Raw genomic sequence first — 20,322 nt, forward strand, 5'->3', positions numbered from 1 at the left:
AATATTTTGTGCTAGGCTGGATCGCGCTTTACTACTGCGTGGCGGCAGGATGCCGCTTATCCATTCACCAGGTTAAAAGGAGTTAACCTATGAAAACCCTGCACAGCATTATCCTTGGTCTTGTCCTCACGGCCGTCAGCCTCGGGGCGTGGGCGGGCAAAGTCAACATCAACGAAGCCGATGCCGCCGCCCTGGGCAGCCTCAACGGGATCGGCAAGGCCCGCGCGGAGGCCATCATCGCCTACCGGGAGGCGCACGGCCCCTTCAGGAGCGTCGAAGATCTCGTCAAGGTGAAGGGCATCGGGCCCGCCTTCCTCGACAAGAACCGGGACCAGTTGTCCGTGGGTGATACCGGGAAATCGGCGCAGAAAGCCTCCGCGGACTGATTCGGGCGCAGATAACACATGGCATGACGGCCCCGCCAAGGCGGGGCCGTTTTTTTATCCAGGGGTGGCATTTGCTCCACCGGTCCAATACAATACCTCGCCATATTGGATTAACTGATTGATTCTGAATTATTCTTCCCTGGATCTGGCAGGAATGAACAAGGACCATAATTTACCCATCGAAAGTTCCGCACCGGGCGCCTACCCGCATTATCCCGCCGTGCCGCCGGATGACGAGATCAGTCTGGTGGATCTCTGGCTCGTGCTGGCGCGGCACAGGCGCCTGATCGCAGCCATCGTGGCACTGACTGTTGTGCTGGGCATCGCCATCGCCGCATTGAAAACCGATAGCTATTCCTATACCACGACGATCCAGATCGCCCGCGTCGGTGATGGATTGCTGGAGGAACCGGTAACACTGCTCGCCAAACTGAATGAAAGCTACATACCGTTTATTTCACAGCAGCGCCTGCAGGCCGAACCGGATACCAGGCGTATCAAAGTCAGTGCCGAGATCCCCAAGGACAGTACTCTCATCCTGATGCGCAGTGAAGGTGACCTGGCCGATCAGGAGATCCACTTCAATGTGCATAAGCAGATCCTCGACAGATTGGCCCAGGACCATAATCCGGAGGTCGATGTCATCAAGCTCAGCATGGAGAACGACCTGAACCGCATCCGCAACCAGCTCGACAAGCTCAAGGACGAGGCCTTGTCGCTGCAGGCGCAGGGAAAGCGTCTGGACGAGCAGGAGATCCTGCTGAGGGAACAGCTCAAGGGTATGCAGAAGCTGATCGATATTTCCGAATCCAATCGCAGCAAGGCGCTGACCGAGGTGGAGGGCGAGGCCAAGGCCATGACCCTGATGCTGATCGACACCGAGACCAGGAAGTATATGGATCGCGAGGGCGAGATCAAGGAACGCCTGCTGGTCGGAATGTCTGCCGACCGGGACAGACTGAAGAACGATGTAGCCGACAACCTGCGCAGGCAGACGGAACTGCAGGAGAAGCTGCGGGAGGCTCAGGCGAAGATCGTGAATATACGATATACGCGTCCCATCGTGCCCACTCTGCGTTCACTTGAACCACACGAGGTTGGGAGACTGTTTGTTGTCCTTATCGCCGGCATCCTTGGACTGTTGCTGGGCATATTAACCGCCTTGCTGGCCGAGTTCCGGCTCAAAATCAAAGAGAGGATGCATGAGCAGGTTCGCTAGGCGCGTGATATGGCGGAGGAACAACGTGGGGGGGCACTTGATACCCTGGAAAAGCCTAATTAGAGCCTGCCCTCGCCTTGCCAATGATTGCGTCACATACAGTTCACACAGCCACGAACGCCGATAATAGCTTCCTCTGGTAAGATAAGCTCATGATCATCCAACCGGTCATCCTGTCAGGCGGCTCGGGTACCCGTCTGTGGCCGCTGTCGCGGGAACATTATCCCAAGCAGTTACTGGCCCCTGTCAGCGACCTGACCCTGCTGCAGTCCACTGTCAACCGCCTGGATCACCTTGAGGCGATGCAGGATGTCCGGATCGCCGCCCCGCTGGTCATCTGCAACGAGGAACACCGTTTTCTGGTGGCCGAGCAATTACGCCAACTGGGTAAGCCGCCTGGCCAGATCCTGCTCGAGCCGGTCGGACGGAATACCGCGCCGGCGGCCACCCTGGCGGCCCTGCATGCCGGGGACAGGGGCGCCGTGCTGTTGATCATGCCGGCCGACCACCTGATACGCGACGAGGCGGCCTTTAGCCGGGCTGTAATCATTGGTGCGCGGCTGGCTTCGGCTGGCCAGGTCGTCACCTTCGGTATCCTGCCGACACGCGCCGAGACCGGTTATGGCTACATCCACAAGGGCGCTGCCCTTGCGGGTGAGGCGTCAGGCGCGAGGCGTGAAGCGGTAGGGAAGGGAGCACTTTCACCTGACACCTCTCGCCTGACGCCTCACCTCATAGAACAGTTCGTTGAAAAGCCGGATGCCGCCACGGCGCAATCCTATCTCGACTCCGGAGAATATCTCTGGAACAGCGGCATCTTCATGGTGCGCGCCGCGGTGTGGCTGGAAGCGATCATGCGCCACCGCCCGGACATTTATTCCGCTGCGGAGCAGGCGTACACGAGCGGCAAGCAGGACGGAGACTTCTACCGCGTGGACAAGAAACTGTTCGCCACGTGCCCCAGCGACTCCATCGACTACGCCGTCATGGAAAAGCTCACCGCCTCCATCTCCTCACCCCTCACGCCTGACGCCTCACCGATAACCGCGGCGGTGATCCCGCTGGATGCCGGCTGGTCGGACGTCGGCGCCTGGTCCAGCCTGTGGGAGGTCTCGCCGCAGGACGCCGACGGCAATATCCTGCGTGGCGACGTCATCGCTGAAGACACTCGCAATTCCCTCCTGTACGCCGAGCACCGCCTGCTCGCCGGCGTAGGCCTTGATAACATTATTGCGATCGAGACCGCCGACGCCATCCTGGTCGTGCACAAGGACAAGGCGCAGAACGTGAAGGATATCGTCGCCCACCTGAAGAAGCAGGGGCGCAGCGAGCACCAGATCCACCGCCGCGTACATCGTCCATGGGGCAGCTACGAAGGCATTGACAAGGGGGAACGTTTCCAGGTCAAGCGTATCACGGTCAAGCCGGGTGCTTCGCTCTCCCTGCAGATGCACCACCATCGCGCCGAGCACTGGATTGTCGTGAAGGGGACCGCCCGCGTCGTGCGCGGGGACGATGAATTCCTGCTCAGTGAAAACGAGTCCACCTATATCCCGATCGGGGTCACCCACCGCCTGGAGAATCCGGGAACGCTCCCGCTCGAACTGATCGAGGTTCAGTCGGGATCATATCTTGGGGAAGACGATATCGTCAGGTTCGAGGATCACTACGGAAGGAAGTGAGGCGTGAGGGGGCAGGTGTGAGGCGAAAATACTAACTATGGGAGGTCTGATTAATTCGTCATGCCCGCGCAGGCGGGCATCCAGGTCCTTGAATTACTGGTTTCCCGCTTTCGCGGGAATGACAACCAGGTAATTATTCAGGTTTCCCTAACGCCTAACACCTAACGCCTCACCAACAAAGAGGTTAGCCATGTCAAAAACAGCCTTAATCACCGGCATCACCGGCCAGGACGGGGCCTATCTGGCGGAATTTCTGCTGAAGAAGGGCTATGTCGTGCACGGGATCAAGCGGCGCACTTCGCTGTTCAACACCGACCGCATCGACCATCTGTATCAGGATCCGCACGTCGACAACCGCCGGTTCATCCTGCACTACGGCGACATGACGGATTCGAGCAGCCTGATCCGGATCGTGCAGGAGGTGCAACCGGACGAGATCTACAACCTGGCTGCGCAAAGCCACGTCGCGGTGTCATTCGAGGAGCCGGAGTACACGGCGGATTCCGACGCCCTGGGGGCTCTGCGTCTGCTCGAGGCGATCCGGATCCTCGGCCTGGAGAAGAAGACCCGCTTCTACCAGGCCTCGACCTCCGAATTGTACGGACTGGTGCAGGAAGTGCCCCAGAGGGAGACGACGCCATTTTATCCGCGCTCGCCCTATGCCGTGGCAAAGCTCTACGCCTACTGGATCACGGTCAATTACCGCGAGGCCTATGGCATCTATGCCTGCAACGGAATCCTGTTCAATCATGAAAGCCCGATCCGGGGCGAGACCTTCGTCACGCGCAAGATCACGCGCGCGCTGGCGCGCATCAAGCTTGGCCTGCTCGACTGCCTGTATCTCGGCAACCTGGACGCGCGCCGCGACTGGGGGCACGCACGCGATTACGTCGAGGCGCAGTGGCTGATGTTGCAACAGAAATCAGCGGAAGATTTCGTCATCGCAAGCGGAATTCAGTACAGTGTGCGCGATTTCGTCGACGCCGCCGCGAGTGAACTCGGGATGCGCATCTCATGGAAGGGACAGGGTGCCGAGGAGAAGGGCTATGATGCAGCCGGCCGCTGCATCGTGGCAGTCGATCCGCGCTATTTCCGTCCGACCGAAGTGGAAACCCTGCTCGGTGATCCGAGCAAGGCCAGGGATAAGCTGGGCTGGACGCCGCGCACCAGCTTCAAGGAACTCGTCGCTGAAATGGTGCGCGAAGACCTCAAGGTAGCCGAACGGGATGAACTGTGCAGGAGAGAAGGGTTCAGGACGTTTGATTACCATGAATAAAATATGTGAAGTGTGAGGAGTGAGGTGTTAGGCGTATGAGCTTACAGAATTTCCACGGAGGGAAATCCAATGAGCAGAATACATCACGGACTCTTGGCGTGGCAGCACGCTATGAAGTTTGTAAAGGATATTTATGAGGTCACATCGGCATTCCCAAAATGTGAAATGTACGGGCTGACAAGTCAAATGAGGCGTGCCGCGGTTAGCGTGCCATCCAACATCGCGGAAGGTGCCGGAAGGGCCAGTTTCAGGGAGTTTGGGCAATTTCTCACGATAGCTCGTGGCTCTCTGTGCGAGCTCGAGACCCAGGTTGTCCTGGCTAAAGAGTTAGGCTATATCGCAGAGAACGATGATTTACTATCCAAAATGGAAAAACTGTTCGCTTTACTGGGTGGACTGATCAATTCTATCGGGAAACGATATCAGCAATGACGCTTCACGCCTCACACCTAACACCTGACCTCTCTATCTACGTTGCCGGCCATCGCGGCCTGGTCGGTTCCGCCCTGATGCGTCGATTTCAAGCAGCAGGATACAGCAATCTGGTTACACGGACGCATCGTGAGCTGGATCTCACCGACCAGGCGGCGGTGCGCGAATTTTTCCGGACGGAGAAACCGCGGCGGGTGCTCCTGGCCGCGGCGAAGGTCGGCGGGATACTGGCCAACGACACCTATCCGGCGGAATTCATCCGCGAGAACCTTGCCATCCAGACCAACGTAATTCACGAGGCCTGGCGCTCCGGCGTCGAGCGGCTCCTGTTTCTGGGATCTTCCTGCATCTATCCGCGCGAGTGCCCGCAGCCGATGAAGGAAGAGTATCTGCTTACCGGCCCGCTGGAGAAGACCAACCGCGCCTACGCGGTGGCGAAGATCGCCGGCATCGAGATGTGCCGCTCCTACAATCAGCAGTACGGAACCCGTTACCTTGCCGTGATGCCGACCAACCTGTACGGTCCGGGTGACAACTTCGACCTGCAGAACTCCCATGTGCTGCCCGCACTGATACGCAAGATGCACGAGGCAAAGCTCGCCGGATCACCCGCGGTCACGGTATGGGGAACAGGGACGCCGCGCCGGGAATTTCTGCACAGCGACGACCTCGCCGACGCCTGCCTGTTCCTGCTGAGCCTGCCGGAAGAGCAATACGCCTCACTCCTTACGCCTCACGCCTCACCGCCGTTGATCAACGTCGGATGCGGTCAGGACGTCACCATCCGCGAGCTGGCCGAGACCGCGCAGCGTGTCGTCGGATACCCGGGCCGCCTGGAGTTCGACACCAGCAAGCCTGACGGGACGCCGAGAAAGCTGCTGGACGTATCGCGCCTGAGCGCGCTTGGCTGGACGCCGCGCATCGGCCTGGCCGACGGAATCGCGCAGGTATATCGCTGGTACCTGGATCAACCCGCCTCGCAGGCGCATTGATCCGGAGGCTGGAATCTGTTTCAAAATTGATGATAGGCGGAAACAGCAGGCGTCGTCCCCGCGAAAGCGGGGATCCAGTGGCTTTAAGCCGATGAAAAGCAGAAACACTGGATTCCCGCTTTCGCGGGAATGACGCATTTATCTTTCATTGCAAACATGCATTTCCAATTTTGAGATAGGTTCCAGTTATGGCAGGCAGGGCGCTGATACTCGATCGGGACGGCGTGGTCAATATCGACAGGGACTATGTCCACAAGATCGAAGATTTCGAGTTCGTCGACGGCCTGTTCGAGCTGTGCCGCATGGCGGCCGGTCAGGGCTACCGCATCATCATCATCACCAACCAGTCCGGAATTGGACGCGGCTATTACACCGAGGATGATTTTCACCTCCTCACCGGCTGGATGAAGGCCAGATTCGAGGAGGAGGGTATTACGGTGGCGCAGGTCTATTACTGCCCGTATCATCCCGTGCACGGCATCGGGAAGTACAAGCAGGACTCCTACGACCGCAAACCCAACCCCGGCATGATCATCAAGGCGGCGCAGGACTTCGATTTGGACCTTTCAAACTGTATACTCGTCGGAGACCGCGAATCCGATATGAAGGCCGCACAGACCGCGGGTGTCGGCCATAAGGTCCTGTACCGTCCGGAAGGCGGCATTGATGCCCCGACGCGGGCGGACTACGTCGTCAACGAGCTGAACACCGTGCTCGAATTGGTCACGGATTGAGCATGCGAGGGTGCATGTTGTGCCGGGCAGACCAGGCACAACGGGCGTCATGATCCCGGGTGAGCGTTACGGCGTTCACCACAGGCTACGGCATATTGTAGAAAGGCGTTGATTCACTGAACCATGAGTGACCGTATCGTAAAAGCGCTGGAAGACCACGAGAACGTCCTTGCGGCCGTGCGGGATAACCTCGTCGCCGATATCGAGCAGGTGGCGCAATGCCTGATCGACTGCCTCGGCCGGGGCCACACCATCTTCTGGTGCGGTAACGGCGGAAGCGCGGCGGACGCACAACACATCGCCGCGGAACTTGTCGGCCGCTTCGAGCGCGAACGGAAAGCGCTCGCCTCCATCGCGCTGTCCACTGATACCTCAATCCTGACCAGCGTGGGAAACGACTATGGCTTCGACAGCATCTTCAAGCGCCAGGTCGAAGCACTGGTTCGTCGGGGTGATGTGCTCGTGGGCCTGTCCACCTCGGGCAACAGCCCGAACGTGGTGCGCGCCATCGAACAGGCGAACGGCCAGGGCGCCACCACGATCGGCGTGCTGGGCAGAGACGGCGGCCGGATAATAAAACTTTGCCGCCTGTCGATAGTTGTGCCGGCGGAAAACACCGCGCGCATCCAGGAGATGCACGGGCTAATCGGGCACATACTGTGCGATCTGATTGAAAAGAGCAGGACTGAGGACTGAGTGCTCAGGACTGAGTAAAAGACAAAATCTACCCGAGCCAGATAAGCTAAGTTTAAATAGAAATAATGTTTATGGGTTTTCACTCAGTCCTAAGACCTCAGTCCTCAATCCTATTATTTAGGAGTTCATCATGAGCGGTAATAAGAGTACCAACGTCGTCTGGCACCAGGCCACCATCGACCGTCAGAAGCGCGAAGCCATGAACGGGCACAAGAGCGCGATCCTGTGGTTCACAGGGTTGTCCGGTTCGGGAAAATCCACGCTGGCGCATGCGGTGGAAGAAAAGCTCCACGGACTGAAGTGCCGCACCTTCGTGCTCGACGGCGACAACATCCGCCACGGACTGTGCGGTGACCTTGGTTTCTCCGATGAGGACCGCGTGGAGAACATCCGCCGCATCGGCGAAGTCTCCAAGCTGTTCATAGAGGCCGGCGTGATCGCCATGACCGCGTTCATCTCGCCGTTCCGTGCCGACCGCGAGCGCGTGCGCAGCCTGGTCATGCATGGCGACTTCATCGAGATCTACTGCAAGGCCTCGCTCGAAGTGTGCGAGCAGCGTGACGTGAAGGGTCTGTACAAGAAGGCGAGGGCAGGGGAGATCAAGGCCTTTACCGGAATCTCCTCGCCGTATGAGGCGCCCGACAAGCCCGAGATCATCGTCGAGACCGGGGCCGATTCGCTGGACAAGTGCGCCGACCAGGTGCTCGCCTTCCTGCGCGAGCGCGGCATTCTGAAGGGCTGACACAGGATTGGGGACAGATTTTTATCTGTCCCCCGATATCGCAATGATGCCAGTACGCCTCACACCTAACGCCTCACACCTCACGCTCGAGCCATGAGCCTTGAAGCCTGGTTTACCGTTGCCGTCATCGGCCTCTGCCTCGGGCTGCTGATACACGGGCGCACGGCGCCGGACATCGTCATGATGGCCGGCCTGACCCTTCTGCTGGTGTCCGGCATACTGACGCCAACGGAAGCTCTTTCCGGTTTGTCGAATGAGGGCATGGTCACGGTGGGCATCATGTTCGTCATCGTGACCGGCCTGCGCGATACCGGCGCCATCGCCTGGATCGTGCAGCACCTGCTCGGTGTGCCGCGCTCGACCGCCCACGCCCAGATGCGCCTGATGACCCCGGTCGCCGCCATGAGCGCCTTCCTCAACAACACTCCGGTGGTCGCGATGATGATCCCGGCGGTGCAGGACTGGGCGCGCCGCCACCGGATCTCCGTCTCCAAGCTGATGATCCCGCTGAGCTATGCCACCATCGCCGGCGGCACCTGTACCCTGATCGGCACCAGCACGAATCTCGTTGTGAACGGCATGCTGATCAAGGAGACCGGCCACGGACTCAAGATGTTCGAGCTCGCCTGGGTGGGTATCCCGCTGGTGGTGGTGGTCTTCCTCGGCATCGTCCTGCTTAGCCGCTGGCTGCTGCCAGAGCGCAAGCCGGCCATCAGCCAGTTCGAGGAATCGCGCGGCTATACCGTGGAGATGATGGTGGACTCCAGCGGGCCGCTGGTCGGCAAGACAGTGGAGCAGGCCGGCCTGCGCCACCTGCCGGGTCTGTATCTGATCGAGATCGACCGCGGCGAGCAGGTGCTGCCGGCCGTTTCGCCGCTCGAGCGGCTGCAGGCGAACGACCGGCTGATCTTCGCCGGGGCGGTGGAATCGGTCATCGACCTGCAGAAGATCCACGGCCTCTCCCCGGCCACCGACCAGATCTTCAAGCTGGGCATGCCACGGCCGGAACGCTGCCTGATCGAGGCGGTGATCTCCAACAGCGCCCCGCTGGTGGGCAAGAGCATCCGCGAGGGGCGCTTCCGCACCCTCTACAACGCGGCGGTCATCGCCGTCTCGCGCAGCGGCGAGCAGATCAAGGGCAAGATCGGCGACATCGTGCTGCGTCCGGGCGACACCCTGCTGCTGGAAGGGCACCCGTCCTTTGTTGAGCAGCAGCGCAATTCGCGTGACTTCTATCTGGTGAGCCGTCTGGCGGGCTCGACCCCGCTCAATCATGACAAGGCGCCGATCGCACTCGCGATCATGACCGCCATGGTGGCCGCCGCCGCCTTCGGCTGGCTCAGCATGCTGCAGGCGGCGCTGCTGGCCGCCGGCGCGATGTTGATTACCCGCTGTACGCGCGGCAGCAATGCGCGCGCAGCGGTGGACTGGCAGATCCTGATCGTGATCGCCGCCTCGCTCGGCATCGGCAAGGCGCTGGAGACCACGGGTGCGGCGCAGGCAATGGCTGACGGTTTCCTGTCCTTCACCGGGGCAGGCCCGCTGATGGCGCTCTTCGTGGTCTACGTCATGACTGTGCTGTTCACCGAGATCGTGACCAACAATACCGCTGCTGCACTGATGTTTCCCATCGCGCTTGCGCTCAGCAAATCACTCGATGTGAGCTACATGCCCTTCATCATCACCATCACGGTGGCGGCTTCGATGAGCTTCGCCACTCCGATCGGGTACCAGACCAACCTGATGGTGCTGGGTCCGGGCGGTTATCGCTTCACCGACTACATGAAACTTGGTATCCCGCTGACCGTCATGGTCGGGATACTGATTATGCTGATTGTCCCGCGGGTGTGGGCGTTCTGAGCGCTGGGTAGTAAGTATTGAGGCAGTGTATGAAACTGAGCGCCATATTATTCAGGCGACAGAAAACAGATCTTTATGAGTGGCGGCGCATAAAAGCAGGTAGCCGAAATTTTATATAGCGTTTCTGCTATGGCTGATATCGTTGAGAAAATGCTCACACAAGTGCTGCATGGACTATCTGGTCTTCTGGAGAGTCAATTAATAAAGGTATTCACATGTTGATAGGTGGCCGTTCTGAGACCTTATTTCTGGTCTGCCTGAAGAAACTGCTCTGTGACTCAAAGAATATACTGGATATTGGAACGCCAGAAAGATTTGCCAAGGAATTACGGCGTTACGAGAGCTTGTTTCTGGAAAGAACTATCTCGCAGCAGGATTTAATCCAGAAATGAACAAGGGTCAGTACAATTGCGACTTACATCAAGATATAGAAATGATGACATTTGATGATTCATCATTTGATGCGGTCATTTGCCTAGAGGTACTCGAGCATGTCGCAAATCCATTCCAAGCCGTCCATGAAATAAAGCGCGTGTTGATAAACGGCGGAAAACTTCTGCTAACGGTTCCATTTCTCAGCCAGTATCATGGAAAAAGCGCTTTATCGCATGATCATTTAAATTATCCCGATTATTGGCGTTTTACGCATGAGGGTTTACATAAGCTGTTTCATGATTTCACGAATCTTGAAGTGTTACCCCTGGATGGACCGATCGAATTCAGACTAAAGCAATTTTATCTCACTCGCTGGATAAATTACCCTGCTATTCGGAGAATCATAGATCTAATAGACAAACCGGAGCGCGGCAAGGCCACAACGAGACATCTTGTTTACGGCATCAAATAAACAAGATGAAGATTCTAGTAGTGACGGGAATATTCCCTCCGGATCATGGTGGTCCGGCGAGCTATGTGCCGGAGATTGCACAGGCGTTGTCTGTGAAACATACAATAGTGTCAGTAATAACCTTGAGTGACTTGTTGAACCACAGCGATGAAAACTATACGTTTCCGATCTTGAGAATTTTACGGAAAGCTAACAAGATTTCTCACATTTAGAATAGTTAATACCATAAGAAAATATTCCAAAGAGGCAGATGTCATATTCGTCAATGGACTGATCTTCGAAAGCATCGTTGCATGCAAATTATTCTCAAGGAAACCGTTAGCCATAAAAATCGTTGGTGACCTGATTTGGGAAAAGGCGAAACTATCATCACCTGACACGGTATCCATCGATGAATTCCAGAGAAATGTGGCGGGTATAAAGTGGAAAATTTTGAAATGGATCTACAATAAGCTGATCAATCAGTGCGATGCCATTATCGTACCAAGCCTATATCTATGCAGGATTGTTAAAGGTTGGGGAATCGATACTGCAAAAATTAACGTCGTATACAACTCCGTGAAACCACAGTCTCTTCCATATGCTAATTATGGAGAAGGCGGCAATGTCGATTGCGTTACAGTGGCGAGATTGGTGCCTTGGAAGGGAATTAGTGAGCTTATAGATGTCGTTTGTGAAAACAAGTGGACTTTAAATGTTATCGGTGACGGCCCCCTAAAGGAGGATCTTGTATGCAGAGCGCTCAAGCACAGTAATAATTCTGTACAATTTCTTGGTTATGTACCTCGTGATCAGGTGCATTCTGAAATTTCCAAAGCCAAGATATTCATCCTTAACTCGACATATGAGGGATTGCCACACATTGTTCTCGAGGCGAAACAAGCCGGAGTAGCCGTTATTGCAACCGCTGTTGGTGGAACACCTGAGACAATAACAGATGGCGTAGATGGATATCTTATTCCCCCGGGGGACAATGCCATGCTAAGAGAGAAAATCGGATATTTGCTATCCAACAATGATAAGCGCACTCAGGTAGCATCGAAAGGTAGAGAACAGGTTTTGCATAACTTTTCATTTGAAACCATGGCTACCAAAACTGAGAAAATCCTTGAAAATACCCTGAATAGGTAAACCGGCTGGTGCATATCATGGGTCATCCGATAAATATCCTCCTTCTCAGCAAAGATCCCACCTTATTCGAGCAAAATGATGCTGTCATCGGTGACACAAGAAAGCGACACATCGCCTACTCGAATATACTGCAATCAAGGTACCCCGGAAGCCAAATAAAAGTCATAACCTACACAAAGAGAACTTCGCTACTTCAGCATGAGAAAATCAATCAATCTCTCTCGATTTTCGGGACCGCCTCTGCTCACCGCATCACCTATTTGGCCGGTGTGATAAGAATGCTGCCTAAAACGCTGGAGGATGGATGGCGGCCAGATATCGTCACTGCTCAGACCCCATGGGAAGAAGGCATCGTCGGATACGTGATATCAAGAATATTCAATGCTAAGTTCATACTGCAAATCCATTTCGATTTGTTTTCTGAGCACTGGCGAAAAGAAAACAGATTTAACCTGTGGCGTAACTTGATTGCGCGCGCATTGATCAAACGATCTGATGCTGTTCGAGTAGTTTCAGAATTCCAAAAACACCAACTGGTGGATTGCCTCGGAAAACCATCCGGCACGATCCGGGTTATACCTGTAGGGGTGAATTTTCAGCCATTAGATGGTGAAAAGTCTGCATTCAAACGAAAGATAGCTATTTCATTGGAGGCTAAAAAAGTTGTCTTGTTTGTTGGTAAATTTTATGCACCAAAAAATCTCCAACTATGGATTGATGTTGCGCAGCTTATTAGCCGTGATAACCCAGACGTAATGTTTGTCATGGCAGGCAACGGGCCCATGTTTGGTGAGATAAGGGAGGCGGTCATCAACCGTGGACTATCAGATAGATTTATTTTCTTGGGTTATGTCAAGCATGAGGAATTGCCCGGAATATATGCGGCCGCCGATGTCTTTCTACTTACCTCATATTATGAGGGATTTGGCAGAGTCGTCCTTGAGGCCTATCTAGCCAAAATCCCTGTTGTGAGTACCAAATGCGCCGGAACACTCGACCTCATCGAATCAGGTGTCACTGGAATATTAGCTCCTGTTGGTGATGCACAAACGTTAGCAGATGGTGTGATAAACCTGCTCTCCGCTGATGAACTGAGGATGTCTTATGGGACTAAGGGACATGCGAGAGTGAATGTGAAATATGGTTTTGCTAACTTATCAAATAAGTTAGTCGACTTCTGGGGAAGTGTTTGCGATGAGTCAACCTGATTTTATCGGTATAGGAGCGCAAAAATCAGGTACTTCATGGATTTATGCGTGCCTACATGTACATCCTCAGGTTTGTATACCGCGTAAGGAAATACATTTTTTCAGCAGAGAGCGAAACTGGTCTAAAGGATATGATTGGTATGCAGGAAACTTTGACGGCTGTCATGCGGGGCAGGTAATCGGTGAATTCTCAACTTCATACTTGGCGGATGAGTACACGCCTGCGAGGATCCATAATAAATTTCCTGATGTGAAACTGGTCGTGTCTCTACGCAATCCAATTGACAGAGCCTATTCCAATTATATTAACGATATCAAAACAGGTATTGTGTCCAGTTCTACGGACTTTCTGGATGCGTTGGATAGCCATCCTGAATACATGAACCAAGGTCAGTACGCGCGCCAAGTAAATCGTTACCTAGATTATTTTAAGCCAGCTCAATTGCTGATATTAATCTACGAGGATAGTTTGATCGATCCCGGGGACTATATAAAAAAAATATACAGATTTCTCAATATTGACCATGAATTTATACCTGAATTTATTCGTACAAAGATAAATCCTGCCAGGATTCCACGTCATGTCTGGATTGATTCCGGGATAAGGGCTGTCTCCAGTTACCTGAGATCAAACGGGTTTCGTACTCTATTCTGGCAAATAAAAAAATCAGGCCTCGCGGAAAGAATTCGGACACTGAATACAAGAATGGATATCAGACGCGCTGATGTGATAGACACTCAAACTAGACATTATTTGTATGAGAAATATGATATCCAGTCAGAAATTTCTGCTATTTCAAAAATAATTGGAAGAGATCTTATCGAGTGGCGCATTCAAACATAACAGTGATTTGCCAGGTTGTTGACGAGCATGATCCTATTAATGCAACAGCTGTCAGATGGATTCGTGTTCTGTCACAAAAGAATCAGGTAGGGAAAGTAACTGTCCTGGCATTAAAAGTCGGTGAATATAACTTGCCTGATAATACGAGAGTGTTCTCGTTTAGAGGAAGAAATCGCATTTCTACTTTGATTAAGTTCTATTCCCTGATAATAAAAGGAGTGATGGTAAATAAAACGGATTATTATTTTATCTATCAGGGTGGCCCATATCCGTTGCTACTTTTACCATTTAAGCTTTTGGTGGTAAAAACGTATACCATTGGAAAGCACATCCACATATTACCTTTATGATGAAATTATACGCGCGTTACTGCGACACCGTTGTATTTACTTCAACAACCAATGCATTTCCCATGCAATTACCCAATCTCAGAGTTATTGGGCAGGGCGTTGATACAGAAAAATTTCGGGTGTTGGGAAAGGAAAGAAATAAAGATCTTGTCATTGTTGGCAGGATTGCCCCGGTCAAGCGCTTGGAAAGCATAATTTTCATATTGACGCATTTGAATCTCAAGTACGGAATAGCTCCGAAAGTAGATTTATATGGTCCGATATCAGGACAGGATAAGAAATATAAGGAGCACATAGACCATCTAATCTGTGAGCAGAAATTGAATGATCAGATTATTTTTCATGGGCCAGTTAGGCAGGATGCCCTCCCGGAGATATTTAATACCCACAAGCTCCTTGTCAACTTTTCTGATACTGCATTGGATAGAGTTGTCGTCGAAGCTATGGCCTGTGGATTGCCAGTGTTCTCGACGAATAACTGCGTTAGAGAGATCATCCCCGACGCTTATCATGATATTCTGACTTGTGTTGACCAACACGAAAACCATGCGCTGCTTGCTGAATTGATCTACTCACTGCTTTTGCTGCCTGATGCCATCAGAACCCATATCGGCAGGGACCTAAGAGAAATTATATTACATCATCATAGTGATATAACCCTGTTCGACAGAATGTTAGCCGAAATCGGAAACTATGAAAAATAAATTCTCGATAAAAATTGGCGTCAGAAACTCATTCATCATTGCCAATGGAATGTATAAAAACATCAGAAACTCACTGCCTGATAAGCGGATTGTCGCAATTCACGATATCAATGACTCGATCAGATTCCGAGATAAAATGCATTGGCTGCGCGAAACATATGACATTCTTAGTTTGGGCGATTTGCTCGAAACTAGCATAGGCAACAAAACACAGATCGCCATAACATTTGATGACGGCTATCTGTCATGGCGTGATAATGTTATTCCGGTGCTGGTGGATCTCAATATTCCTGCCACTTTTTTTATTTGCTCTGGTTTTGTTGGTCTTGATGAAATTGATGCAAGAAAGTTTGCTGTTAATTGCTTCAGGAGAAAACAGAAGCTGCTTCCACTTCAAGCAGAGCACATCAGATCGATATCTGATCATAAATTGTTCGAGATAGGTGGACACACGGCGCATCACCTGGATCTCGGAAAAGAGTATCCCACAGAAATTCTGATAGATGAAATTATAAGAGACCGTGAACTATTAGAGGATTGGACAGGCGATGATGTACGATGGTTCGCATATCCATTTGGAGGAAGAATTAATGTCTGTAATCAGACAAAAGAATTTGTCAGAAATACTGGTTATAGCGCTGCGTTTACTATCATTCCTAGATCAGCGAACGAGATCGAGGATTTCTATGAAATAGGGAGGGATAGCCTGGACATCTATGCATCAGATCTTTTATGGAGAAACTGGCTTAACGGCGGTTACGACATGATTAAGAAAACAAGGATTTCGTAATGAACAAGTTTGAATATGTGAGGAATATTATCCTTTCTGAACCAGTGAATAACAAAAGTCTGCTCGATGTCGGATGCAGAGGATGTGAATTAAAGTCTTATGTCGGAGATGTGGTTGCATACAAAGGTGTGGACCTATTCCAAAATCCATCGAATAGCGTTGACTACGTGTTGGATGTAGAAAATGGACTTCCCATGGAAAATAGTTCAAGTGACTATGTCGTAGCCTTGGATTTGGTTGAACATCTTAATGATTTTCAAGGCGGCTTAGAAGAATTACTGAGGGTGGCGCGAGAGAAACTCATCGTAATGCTTCCAAATATGGCTCACTGGGTTTTCAGGAAGGAATTCCTTTTTCATGGAAGGATCGGTGCAAAATATGATCTTTCATATGGAATGGGAAAAGACCGACATCGCTGGTTCACTGTGTTGCCACAGACGGATGAATATATAAAAAGGTTTTGTGACGAAAATAATCTCGAGTTACAGGTCATCTGGTTTAATGGAGGAAGAAAGAAAGAACTATTCTATCGAGTAACGAAATTCCTGGGTTTTCCGCCATCAATAGGCGTGTGGGCATCACTTTATATAATGAAAAAAATGTCATAAATATATCGTGCGTACACCATCATGCATGATGGAAACGAGAGCAGAGTTTCGTCGTAGAATTGAGTCGTTATCTGCGTCTAAGCACACCTTTACTATTCATGGATTGTCTGTGTCGCATTAATCGATGCATTTACCCATCGCATATGGTCACTGGTCTCTCTCTTTTGATTCTTACTGGAAAATAAGAGAATCAAATGCGTAAGATAGTATCAGATGTTGGGTACATGGGGTTCTCACAACTCCTTGTCGCACTGTCGCAGATAGCGCTCCAAGTCTATGTGGTCAGGACCACGACAGTTTATGAATATGGTGAGTACATAGGCAGTCTAGTCATAGTGACGTTAGTTGAAGCAATTTTTGTCGCAAGAGGCGGTGAACTGGCTTTGCGATATGTCGGCACGCACTGGAATAAGAGTGATTTCATCACTGCTCGGCAATACGCAACAGCGATAATACGCATCGATAAATATGTAAACTGGTTACTTTATATCTTGCTCGTTACTTTGGCATTTGCGACCTATGAGGTGCTGAATTTAAATCTATATTACGTGATATTTCTTTCGCTTGTTATTCCAGCTCAGGTAGGTTACGGAGTGTATAAAAGTCTATTCATAATTTCATCTAGACTCAGGGGGCAATCTGTATTTGAAATAATCTTCGCCGTCGTGCAGATATCTACAGGAGCCATTGGCGTTTATTTATTCAGCATCCCTGGTTTGATTGCATCAGTTATTGGAACAGCTATGGTGAAGACTGTTTTAGCTAGGGTTATGACGGAAAGTTGGTGGCCTGATAACGTCAAAGGTCTGGATTCCCTTTCCACAAATAATAATATCAATATAACAACCTGGTGGAGCGACAGTATACATTCTATTATGCGAAATTCATTTTTCTCTGGGTCTAATCAAATAGACATAATCTTGCTCAATATATTCAGAGGTGCAGAAACAGTAGCTTTGTATAAAGTCGCAAAATCGTTATCTGCAATTCCTATAAAAATTGCCGCCCCTGTCTGGGCGGCCTTACGTCCTCGAATCATGAAATCATGGAACAACGGCGACAGGGCGAGATTAGTCAAGATAATATTGACACCTTCATTATCCATGCTGGCAGTTCTTCCCGTTATGCTGCTGCCTGCTTCGCTGTATGGTGATAAGTTTATTGCCATTATATACGGGCCTGACTATGCGTCCGCGATAGACTCTATTCTTGTATTGCTCGTCGGTGTATGGATCTTTAATGTGACTACAGGTTGGTTCAGGTTCTGGATATTAATAATTAAGGATAGATTAGCAAGTACAAATATATCGGCAATCCAGTTTTTTATGCTGCTAGTTCTAGGTCTGCTGTACGGAAAGGAAACAATTGTTTCAATGTCCGAGGTTGTGAGCGTAACCATGATTGTCGTCAGCGTGATGTGCTGGTTTGAATTATTCAGAAAACTAAAAACGCTGTGAACTCTCGTATTCAATGGCGAGAGAAGCTGCTATCGGCCATTGTTGGGTATCTAGAGGTCAATCAATCATGAGAAATCTGGCCATTAGTAACCCATTGTTTGTCTCATTAGTTCTCCCTCGTAGTATTGATTGGTAATGTCCTTCTCAGCATTTCGAATACTGTATCCATGTTAAATATTATGTTCATTGTGCTAGCACATCTACTTGTCATTTACTCATTATTTAATAACGGTGTGCAACAGCGTGACTGGCTGAATCCAATAAACATAATTCTTCTGATTGGAATGGTGCGATTCAGTCTGCCTCTGCTTCTACTTCAATTTGGATCTCCAAGTATCGAGATGTTCCAAAAGATGAATATCGGGCAAGGTGAGAACTGGCGTCATGCAAATATTCTTGCACTAGTCGGGTTGCTGGGCGTCGCTGCCGGTTGGAACATAACGATTAGACCTTGGAGAAAAGCATGTCCCCATAGGCGGGAACTACCAAAGAGCGTTGCTTATTTGGCTGTGACAGGGATGCTAGCAGGCGCAATATTTTTGTCAGTTTTTATAGAAAGTAATTCTACACTCGAGGAAGCCATATTGACAGGCAGCTTCAGAGGTACTGATATACAGGCAGGCACCGGCAAGTATTTCCATCTAGGCTTAATGTTAATTTCATGTAGCGTAATCCTCTCTTCGTATCTCATTAAACGAGGAAATGTATCCTATATGGTCGCACTCCTACCCGTGCTCATCGCCACGATTTTTTATTTCATTCTCGGTGGCAGGACCAGAGCGATTACACCGTTAATAGCTGGACTACTTGTAATTTGGTATGAAAGAGAAAATTCAACATTTACAGCAAAGAATACGTTTGTTTTGTTTATTCTTTTTCTTGGTTTGCTCATGTTTTATAGCGGGTCAGTGCTTTATCGTGCACGACTCGGATTGGAAGGGTTTGCTCATGGCCTGTCTTTTATAGGTCTTGTGCAATATCTGTCTACAGCGATATGGATGGAAATAGGTCAGTTGCATGCATTGGCCGGGTCTCTTCTAGTTGGGCCTGGCGTACTGGGAGGGTTGACATTTACCAAATTGCTTTGGCCTATCAGTGAGTTTCTCAATATACCCGGTAATAGTACAGGCATATATCTTGCGGAGACGCTTGTTTATCACAGCATACGCAGTCGGTGTATTTTTCCTGTCGAAGCTGCTAGGGTCACTGATAAAAAAATCATAATGATGAAGCAGAATATGATTGTCAGAAAATAAAATGGCTTCCAAATGACCAGTAAGGTTCGCCACGTTATGTGAGAATATCGTCATCGCTATTCTTCAAATATTCGAATGATTTCCTAATGCCATCCTCTAACTTGATAAGTTCTCTTTTTAACATCGATCTCATTATCGAGTTATCAGGCTTTCTTCGCGACATATCGCCTTCCTTCAATGGAGGGTAGTGTACAATCCTTGATCTTGAGTTTGTGATTTTCAAAACGAGCTTGGCCAGTTCTAAAATGGTGATTTCATTATCACTGCCGACATTCACCACGTCGTTTATACACAAATCGTTGGTGATAACGGTTTCGGTAAAATCAAGATTATCGTCAATGTAGCAGAATGTTCGTGTTTGTGAGCCATCACCATAAATGATCAAATCCTCATTTCTTGACGCCCAATAGATAAATCTTGAAACGACAAAATCCTTGCTTTGAAGAGGCCCATATGTGTTGAAGAATCTGAAGATTGTGTACTTCAATCCATATTCTTTCTCATAAGTGCGGCAAAACGCCTCGCCGATATTCTTAACGATCGCATAAGGGAGCCTGGAATTCAGCGGTGTGGTTGCTTCTCTTTGTGGAATCTCAACCGGCTCACCATAGACTTCAGAGGAAGATGAGTATATGACACGTTCTACTCCCGTATTTTTTGCCAAGTCCAGTATATTTTTAATTCCTTCTATATCGTTTAAGACTAGTTTGGGGTTGGTCAATGTGCGCTGGACACCCACTACTGCGGCATAATGAAAAATTAAATCGAAATTGCCAGAAATAACCACTGGAGCGATGTCGTTAAAATCATTGACATTGGCCTTGATAAATTTCCAATTATTATATGTACGGTCTGGCAATTTACCGGCCATGCCCGTAGAGAGATCGTCGACGATAACGACCTTGTATTCTTGGTTTTGTACAAGGCGTCTGGCCAAGCTTCCGCCAATGTTACCCGCGCCACCGGTTATTAGAATGTTTTTTCTCATAATGTTTCCTGTTAATAGTTTATGGTTTTTCTCTTAACTCCAGTATGTACTTGTAGACTTTCATTGTCTCGGTGTACATCTTTTCGCGCTGAATTTTCCCGTCACAAGCTCTTTTCCCTT

20 protein-coding genes are annotated in these 20,322 nt (G+C 50.5%); 19 read left to right on the plus strand and 1 reads right to left on the minus strand.

Annotated elements, in window-relative coordinates:
- The first annotated feature begins 89 nt into the window (after positions 1-89).
- The 19 genes from IPK65_09340 to IPK65_09430 all read left to right on the plus strand — a co-directional run bounded on the left by IPK65_09340 (position 90) and on the right by IPK65_09430 (position 19,214).
- Positions 90-386 carry a ComEA family DNA-binding protein gene (locus IPK65_09340; protein ID MBK8163331.1) on the plus strand — a complete coding sequence of 99 codons (297 nt, stop codon included), beginning with the start codon at positions 90-92 and terminating at the stop codon, positions 384-386.
- Positions 387-540: 154 nt separating this feature from the next.
- Complete coding sequence (locus IPK65_09345; GenBank protein MBK8163332.1) at positions 541-1,605, plus strand: hypothetical protein; 1,065 nt, start codon at positions 541-543, stop codon at positions 1,603-1,605.
- A 152-nt stretch (positions 1,606-1,757) separates the two neighbouring features.
- Positions 1,758-3,287 (plus strand): mannose-1-phosphate guanylyltransferase/mannose-6-phosphate isomerase, encoded by a 1,530-nt coding sequence (locus tag IPK65_09350; GenBank protein MBK8163333.1) that lies wholly within the window; start codon positions 1,758-1,760, stop codon positions 3,285-3,287.
- Between the two features lie 190 nt (positions 3,288-3,477).
- The gene (gene gmd / locus IPK65_09355; GenBank protein MBK8163334.1) at positions 3,478-4,563 is read left to right on the plus strand and encodes a GDP-mannose 4,6-dehydratase; all 1,086 of its coding nucleotides are present in this window, start codon (positions 3,478-3,480) and stop codon (positions 4,561-4,563) included.
- A 69-nt stretch (positions 4,564-4,632) separates the two neighbouring features.
- Entirely contained in the window at positions 4,633-4,995 is a 363-nt protein-coding gene (locus tag IPK65_09360; protein MBK8163335.1) for a four helix bundle protein, read from the plus strand.
- A complete protein-coding gene (locus IPK65_09365; GenBank protein MBK8163336.1) occupies positions 4,992-5,987 on the plus strand; it encodes a GDP-L-fucose synthase in 996 nt (331 codons plus the stop codon). Before IPK65_09360 ends, IPK65_09365 begins: the two co-directional genes overlap by 4 nt.
- A 188-nt stretch (positions 5,988-6,175) precedes the next feature.
- Positions 6,176-6,721 carry an HAD family hydrolase gene (locus IPK65_09370; GenBank protein ID MBK8163337.1) on the plus strand — a complete coding sequence of 182 codons (546 nt, stop codon included), beginning with the start codon at positions 6,176-6,178 and terminating at the stop codon, positions 6,719-6,721.
- A gap of 123 nt (positions 6,722-6,844) precedes the next feature.
- Positions 6,845-7,417: a D-sedoheptulose 7-phosphate isomerase gene (locus IPK65_09375; protein MBK8163338.1), complete on the plus strand. Its 573-nt coding sequence runs from the start codon at positions 6,845-6,847 to the stop codon at positions 7,415-7,417.
- 130 nt (positions 7,418-7,547) lie between these two features.
- Positions 7,548-8,159: an adenylyl-sulfate kinase gene (cysC, locus tag IPK65_09380; protein ID MBK8163339.1), complete on the plus strand. Its 612-nt coding sequence runs from the start codon at positions 7,548-7,550 to the stop codon at positions 8,157-8,159.
- A 93-nt stretch (positions 8,160-8,252) separates the two neighbouring features.
- Entirely contained in the window at positions 8,253-10,019 is a 1,767-nt protein-coding gene (locus IPK65_09385) for an SLC13 family permease (GenBank protein ID MBK8163340.1), read from the plus strand.
- 388 nt (positions 10,020-10,407) lie between these two features.
- A complete protein-coding gene (locus IPK65_09390) occupies positions 10,408-10,866 on the plus strand; it encodes a class I SAM-dependent methyltransferase (GenBank protein ID MBK8163341.1) in 459 nt (152 codons plus the stop codon).
- A gap of 408 nt (positions 10,867-11,274) precedes the next feature.
- On the plus strand, positions 11,275-11,997 hold the full coding sequence (locus tag IPK65_09395; protein MBK8163342.1) for a glycosyltransferase family 4 protein: 723 nt from the start codon (positions 11,275-11,277) through the stop codon (positions 11,995-11,997).
- Positions 11,998-12,014: 17 nt separating this feature from the next.
- Positions 12,015-13,205, plus strand: coding sequence for a glycosyltransferase family 4 protein (locus tag IPK65_09400; GenBank protein MBK8163343.1), 1,191 nt, complete (start codon positions 12,015-12,017; stop codon positions 13,203-13,205).
- The gene (locus tag IPK65_09405) at positions 13,192-14,049 is read left to right on the plus strand and encodes a sulfotransferase domain-containing protein (GenBank protein ID MBK8163344.1); all 858 of its coding nucleotides are present in this window, start codon (positions 13,192-13,194) and stop codon (positions 14,047-14,049) included. The genes IPK65_09400 and IPK65_09405 overlap by 14 nt, the downstream gene beginning before the upstream one ends.
- 412 nt (positions 14,050-14,461) lie before the next feature.
- Positions 14,462-15,103, plus strand: a complete 642-nt coding sequence (locus IPK65_09410) for a glycosyltransferase family 4 protein (GenBank protein MBK8163345.1) — start codon at positions 14,462-14,464, stop codon at positions 15,101-15,103.
- Positions 15,093-15,893, plus strand: coding sequence for a polysaccharide deacetylase family protein (locus IPK65_09415; protein MBK8163346.1), 801 nt, complete (start codon positions 15,093-15,095; stop codon positions 15,891-15,893). Before IPK65_09410 ends, IPK65_09415 begins: the two co-directional genes overlap by 11 nt.
- Positions 15,893-16,501 carry a methyltransferase domain-containing protein gene (locus tag IPK65_09420; GenBank protein ID MBK8163347.1) on the plus strand — a complete coding sequence of 203 codons (609 nt, stop codon included), beginning with the start codon at positions 15,893-15,895 and terminating at the stop codon, positions 16,499-16,501. The genes IPK65_09415 and IPK65_09420 overlap by 1 nt, the downstream gene beginning before the upstream one ends.
- A 194-nt stretch (positions 16,502-16,695) precedes the next feature.
- Positions 16,696-17,958 (plus strand): hypothetical protein, encoded by a 1,263-nt coding sequence (locus IPK65_09425; protein ID MBK8163348.1) that lies wholly within the window; start codon positions 16,696-16,698, stop codon positions 17,956-17,958.
- A gap of 167 nt (positions 17,959-18,125) precedes the next feature.
- On the plus strand, positions 18,126-19,214 hold the full coding sequence (locus IPK65_09430) for a hypothetical protein (protein MBK8163349.1): 1,089 nt from the start codon (positions 18,126-18,128) through the stop codon (positions 19,212-19,214).
- Positions 19,215-19,248: 34 nt separating this feature from the next.
- Here the strand turns inward: IPK65_09430 and IPK65_09435 are convergent, their stop codons facing one another.
- Positions 19,249-20,202 carry an NAD-dependent epimerase/dehydratase family protein gene (locus tag IPK65_09435; protein ID MBK8163350.1) on the minus strand — a complete coding sequence of 318 codons (954 nt, stop codon included), beginning with the start codon at positions 20,200-20,202 and terminating at the stop codon, positions 19,249-19,251.
- Between the last annotated feature and the right edge of the window lie 120 nt (positions 20,203-20,322).

It is taken from the genome of Gammaproteobacteria bacterium, assembly GCA_016712635.1.
In the GTDB taxonomy this organism is placed as follows: Bacteria; Pseudomonadota; Gammaproteobacteria; order SZUA-140; family SZUA-140; genus JADJWH01.

What these genes read in the sequence shown, in the direction of transcription:
- IPK65_09340 (MBK8163331.1), top strand. Translation starts at nt 90, where the DNA reads ATGAAAACCCTGCACAGCATTATCCTTGGTCTTGTCCTCACGGCCGTC.
- IPK65_09345 (MBK8163332.1), top strand. Translation starts at nt 541, where the DNA reads ATGAACAAGGACCATAATTTACCCATCGAAAGTTCCGCACCGGGCGCC.
- IPK65_09350 (MBK8163333.1), top strand. Translation starts at nt 1,758, where the DNA reads ATGATCATCCAACCGGTCATCCTGTCAGGCGGCTCGGGTACCCGTCTG.
- gmd (MBK8163334.1), top strand. Translation starts at nt 3,478, where the DNA reads ATGTCAAAAACAGCCTTAATCACCGGCATCACCGGCCAGGACGGGGCC.
- IPK65_09360 (MBK8163335.1), top strand. Translation starts at nt 4,633, where the DNA reads ATGAGCAGAATACATCACGGACTCTTGGCGTGGCAGCACGCTATGAAG.
- IPK65_09365 (MBK8163336.1), top strand. Translation starts at nt 4,992, where the DNA reads ATGACGCTTCACGCCTCACACCTAACACCTGACCTCTCTATCTACGTT.
- IPK65_09370 (MBK8163337.1), top strand. Translation starts at nt 6,176, where the DNA reads ATGGCAGGCAGGGCGCTGATACTCGATCGGGACGGCGTGGTCAATATC.
- IPK65_09375 (MBK8163338.1), top strand. Translation starts at nt 6,845, where the DNA reads ATGAGTGACCGTATCGTAAAAGCGCTGGAAGACCACGAGAACGTCCTT.
- cysC (MBK8163339.1), top strand. Translation starts at nt 7,548, where the DNA reads ATGAGCGGTAATAAGAGTACCAACGTCGTCTGGCACCAGGCCACCATC.
- IPK65_09385 (MBK8163340.1), top strand. Translation starts at nt 8,253, where the DNA reads ATGAGCCTTGAAGCCTGGTTTACCGTTGCCGTCATCGGCCTCTGCCTC.
- IPK65_09390 (MBK8163341.1), top strand. Translation starts at nt 10,408, where the DNA reads ATGAACAAGGGTCAGTACAATTGCGACTTACATCAAGATATAGAAATG.
- IPK65_09400 (MBK8163343.1), top strand. Translation starts at nt 12,015, where the DNA reads ATGGGTCATCCGATAAATATCCTCCTTCTCAGCAAAGATCCCACCTTA.
- IPK65_09405 (MBK8163344.1), top strand. Translation starts at nt 13,192, where the DNA reads ATGAGTCAACCTGATTTTATCGGTATAGGAGCGCAAAAATCAGGTACT.
- IPK65_09410 (MBK8163345.1), top strand. Translation starts at nt 14,462, where the DNA reads ATGCAATTACCCAATCTCAGAGTTATTGGGCAGGGCGTTGATACAGAA.
- IPK65_09415 (MBK8163346.1), top strand. Translation starts at nt 15,093, where the DNA reads ATGAAAAATAAATTCTCGATAAAAATTGGCGTCAGAAACTCATTCATC.
- IPK65_09420 (MBK8163347.1), top strand. Translation starts at nt 15,893, where the DNA reads ATGAACAAGTTTGAATATGTGAGGAATATTATCCTTTCTGAACCAGTG.
- IPK65_09425 (MBK8163348.1), top strand. Translation starts at nt 16,696, where the DNA reads ATGCGTAAGATAGTATCAGATGTTGGGTACATGGGGTTCTCACAACTC.
- IPK65_09430 (MBK8163349.1), top strand. Translation starts at nt 18,126, where the DNA reads ATGTTAAATATTATGTTCATTGTGCTAGCACATCTACTTGTCATTTAC.
- IPK65_09435 (MBK8163350.1), bottom strand. Translation starts at nt 20,202, where the DNA reads ATGAGAAAAAACATTCTAATAACCGGTGGCGCGGGTAACATTGGCGGA.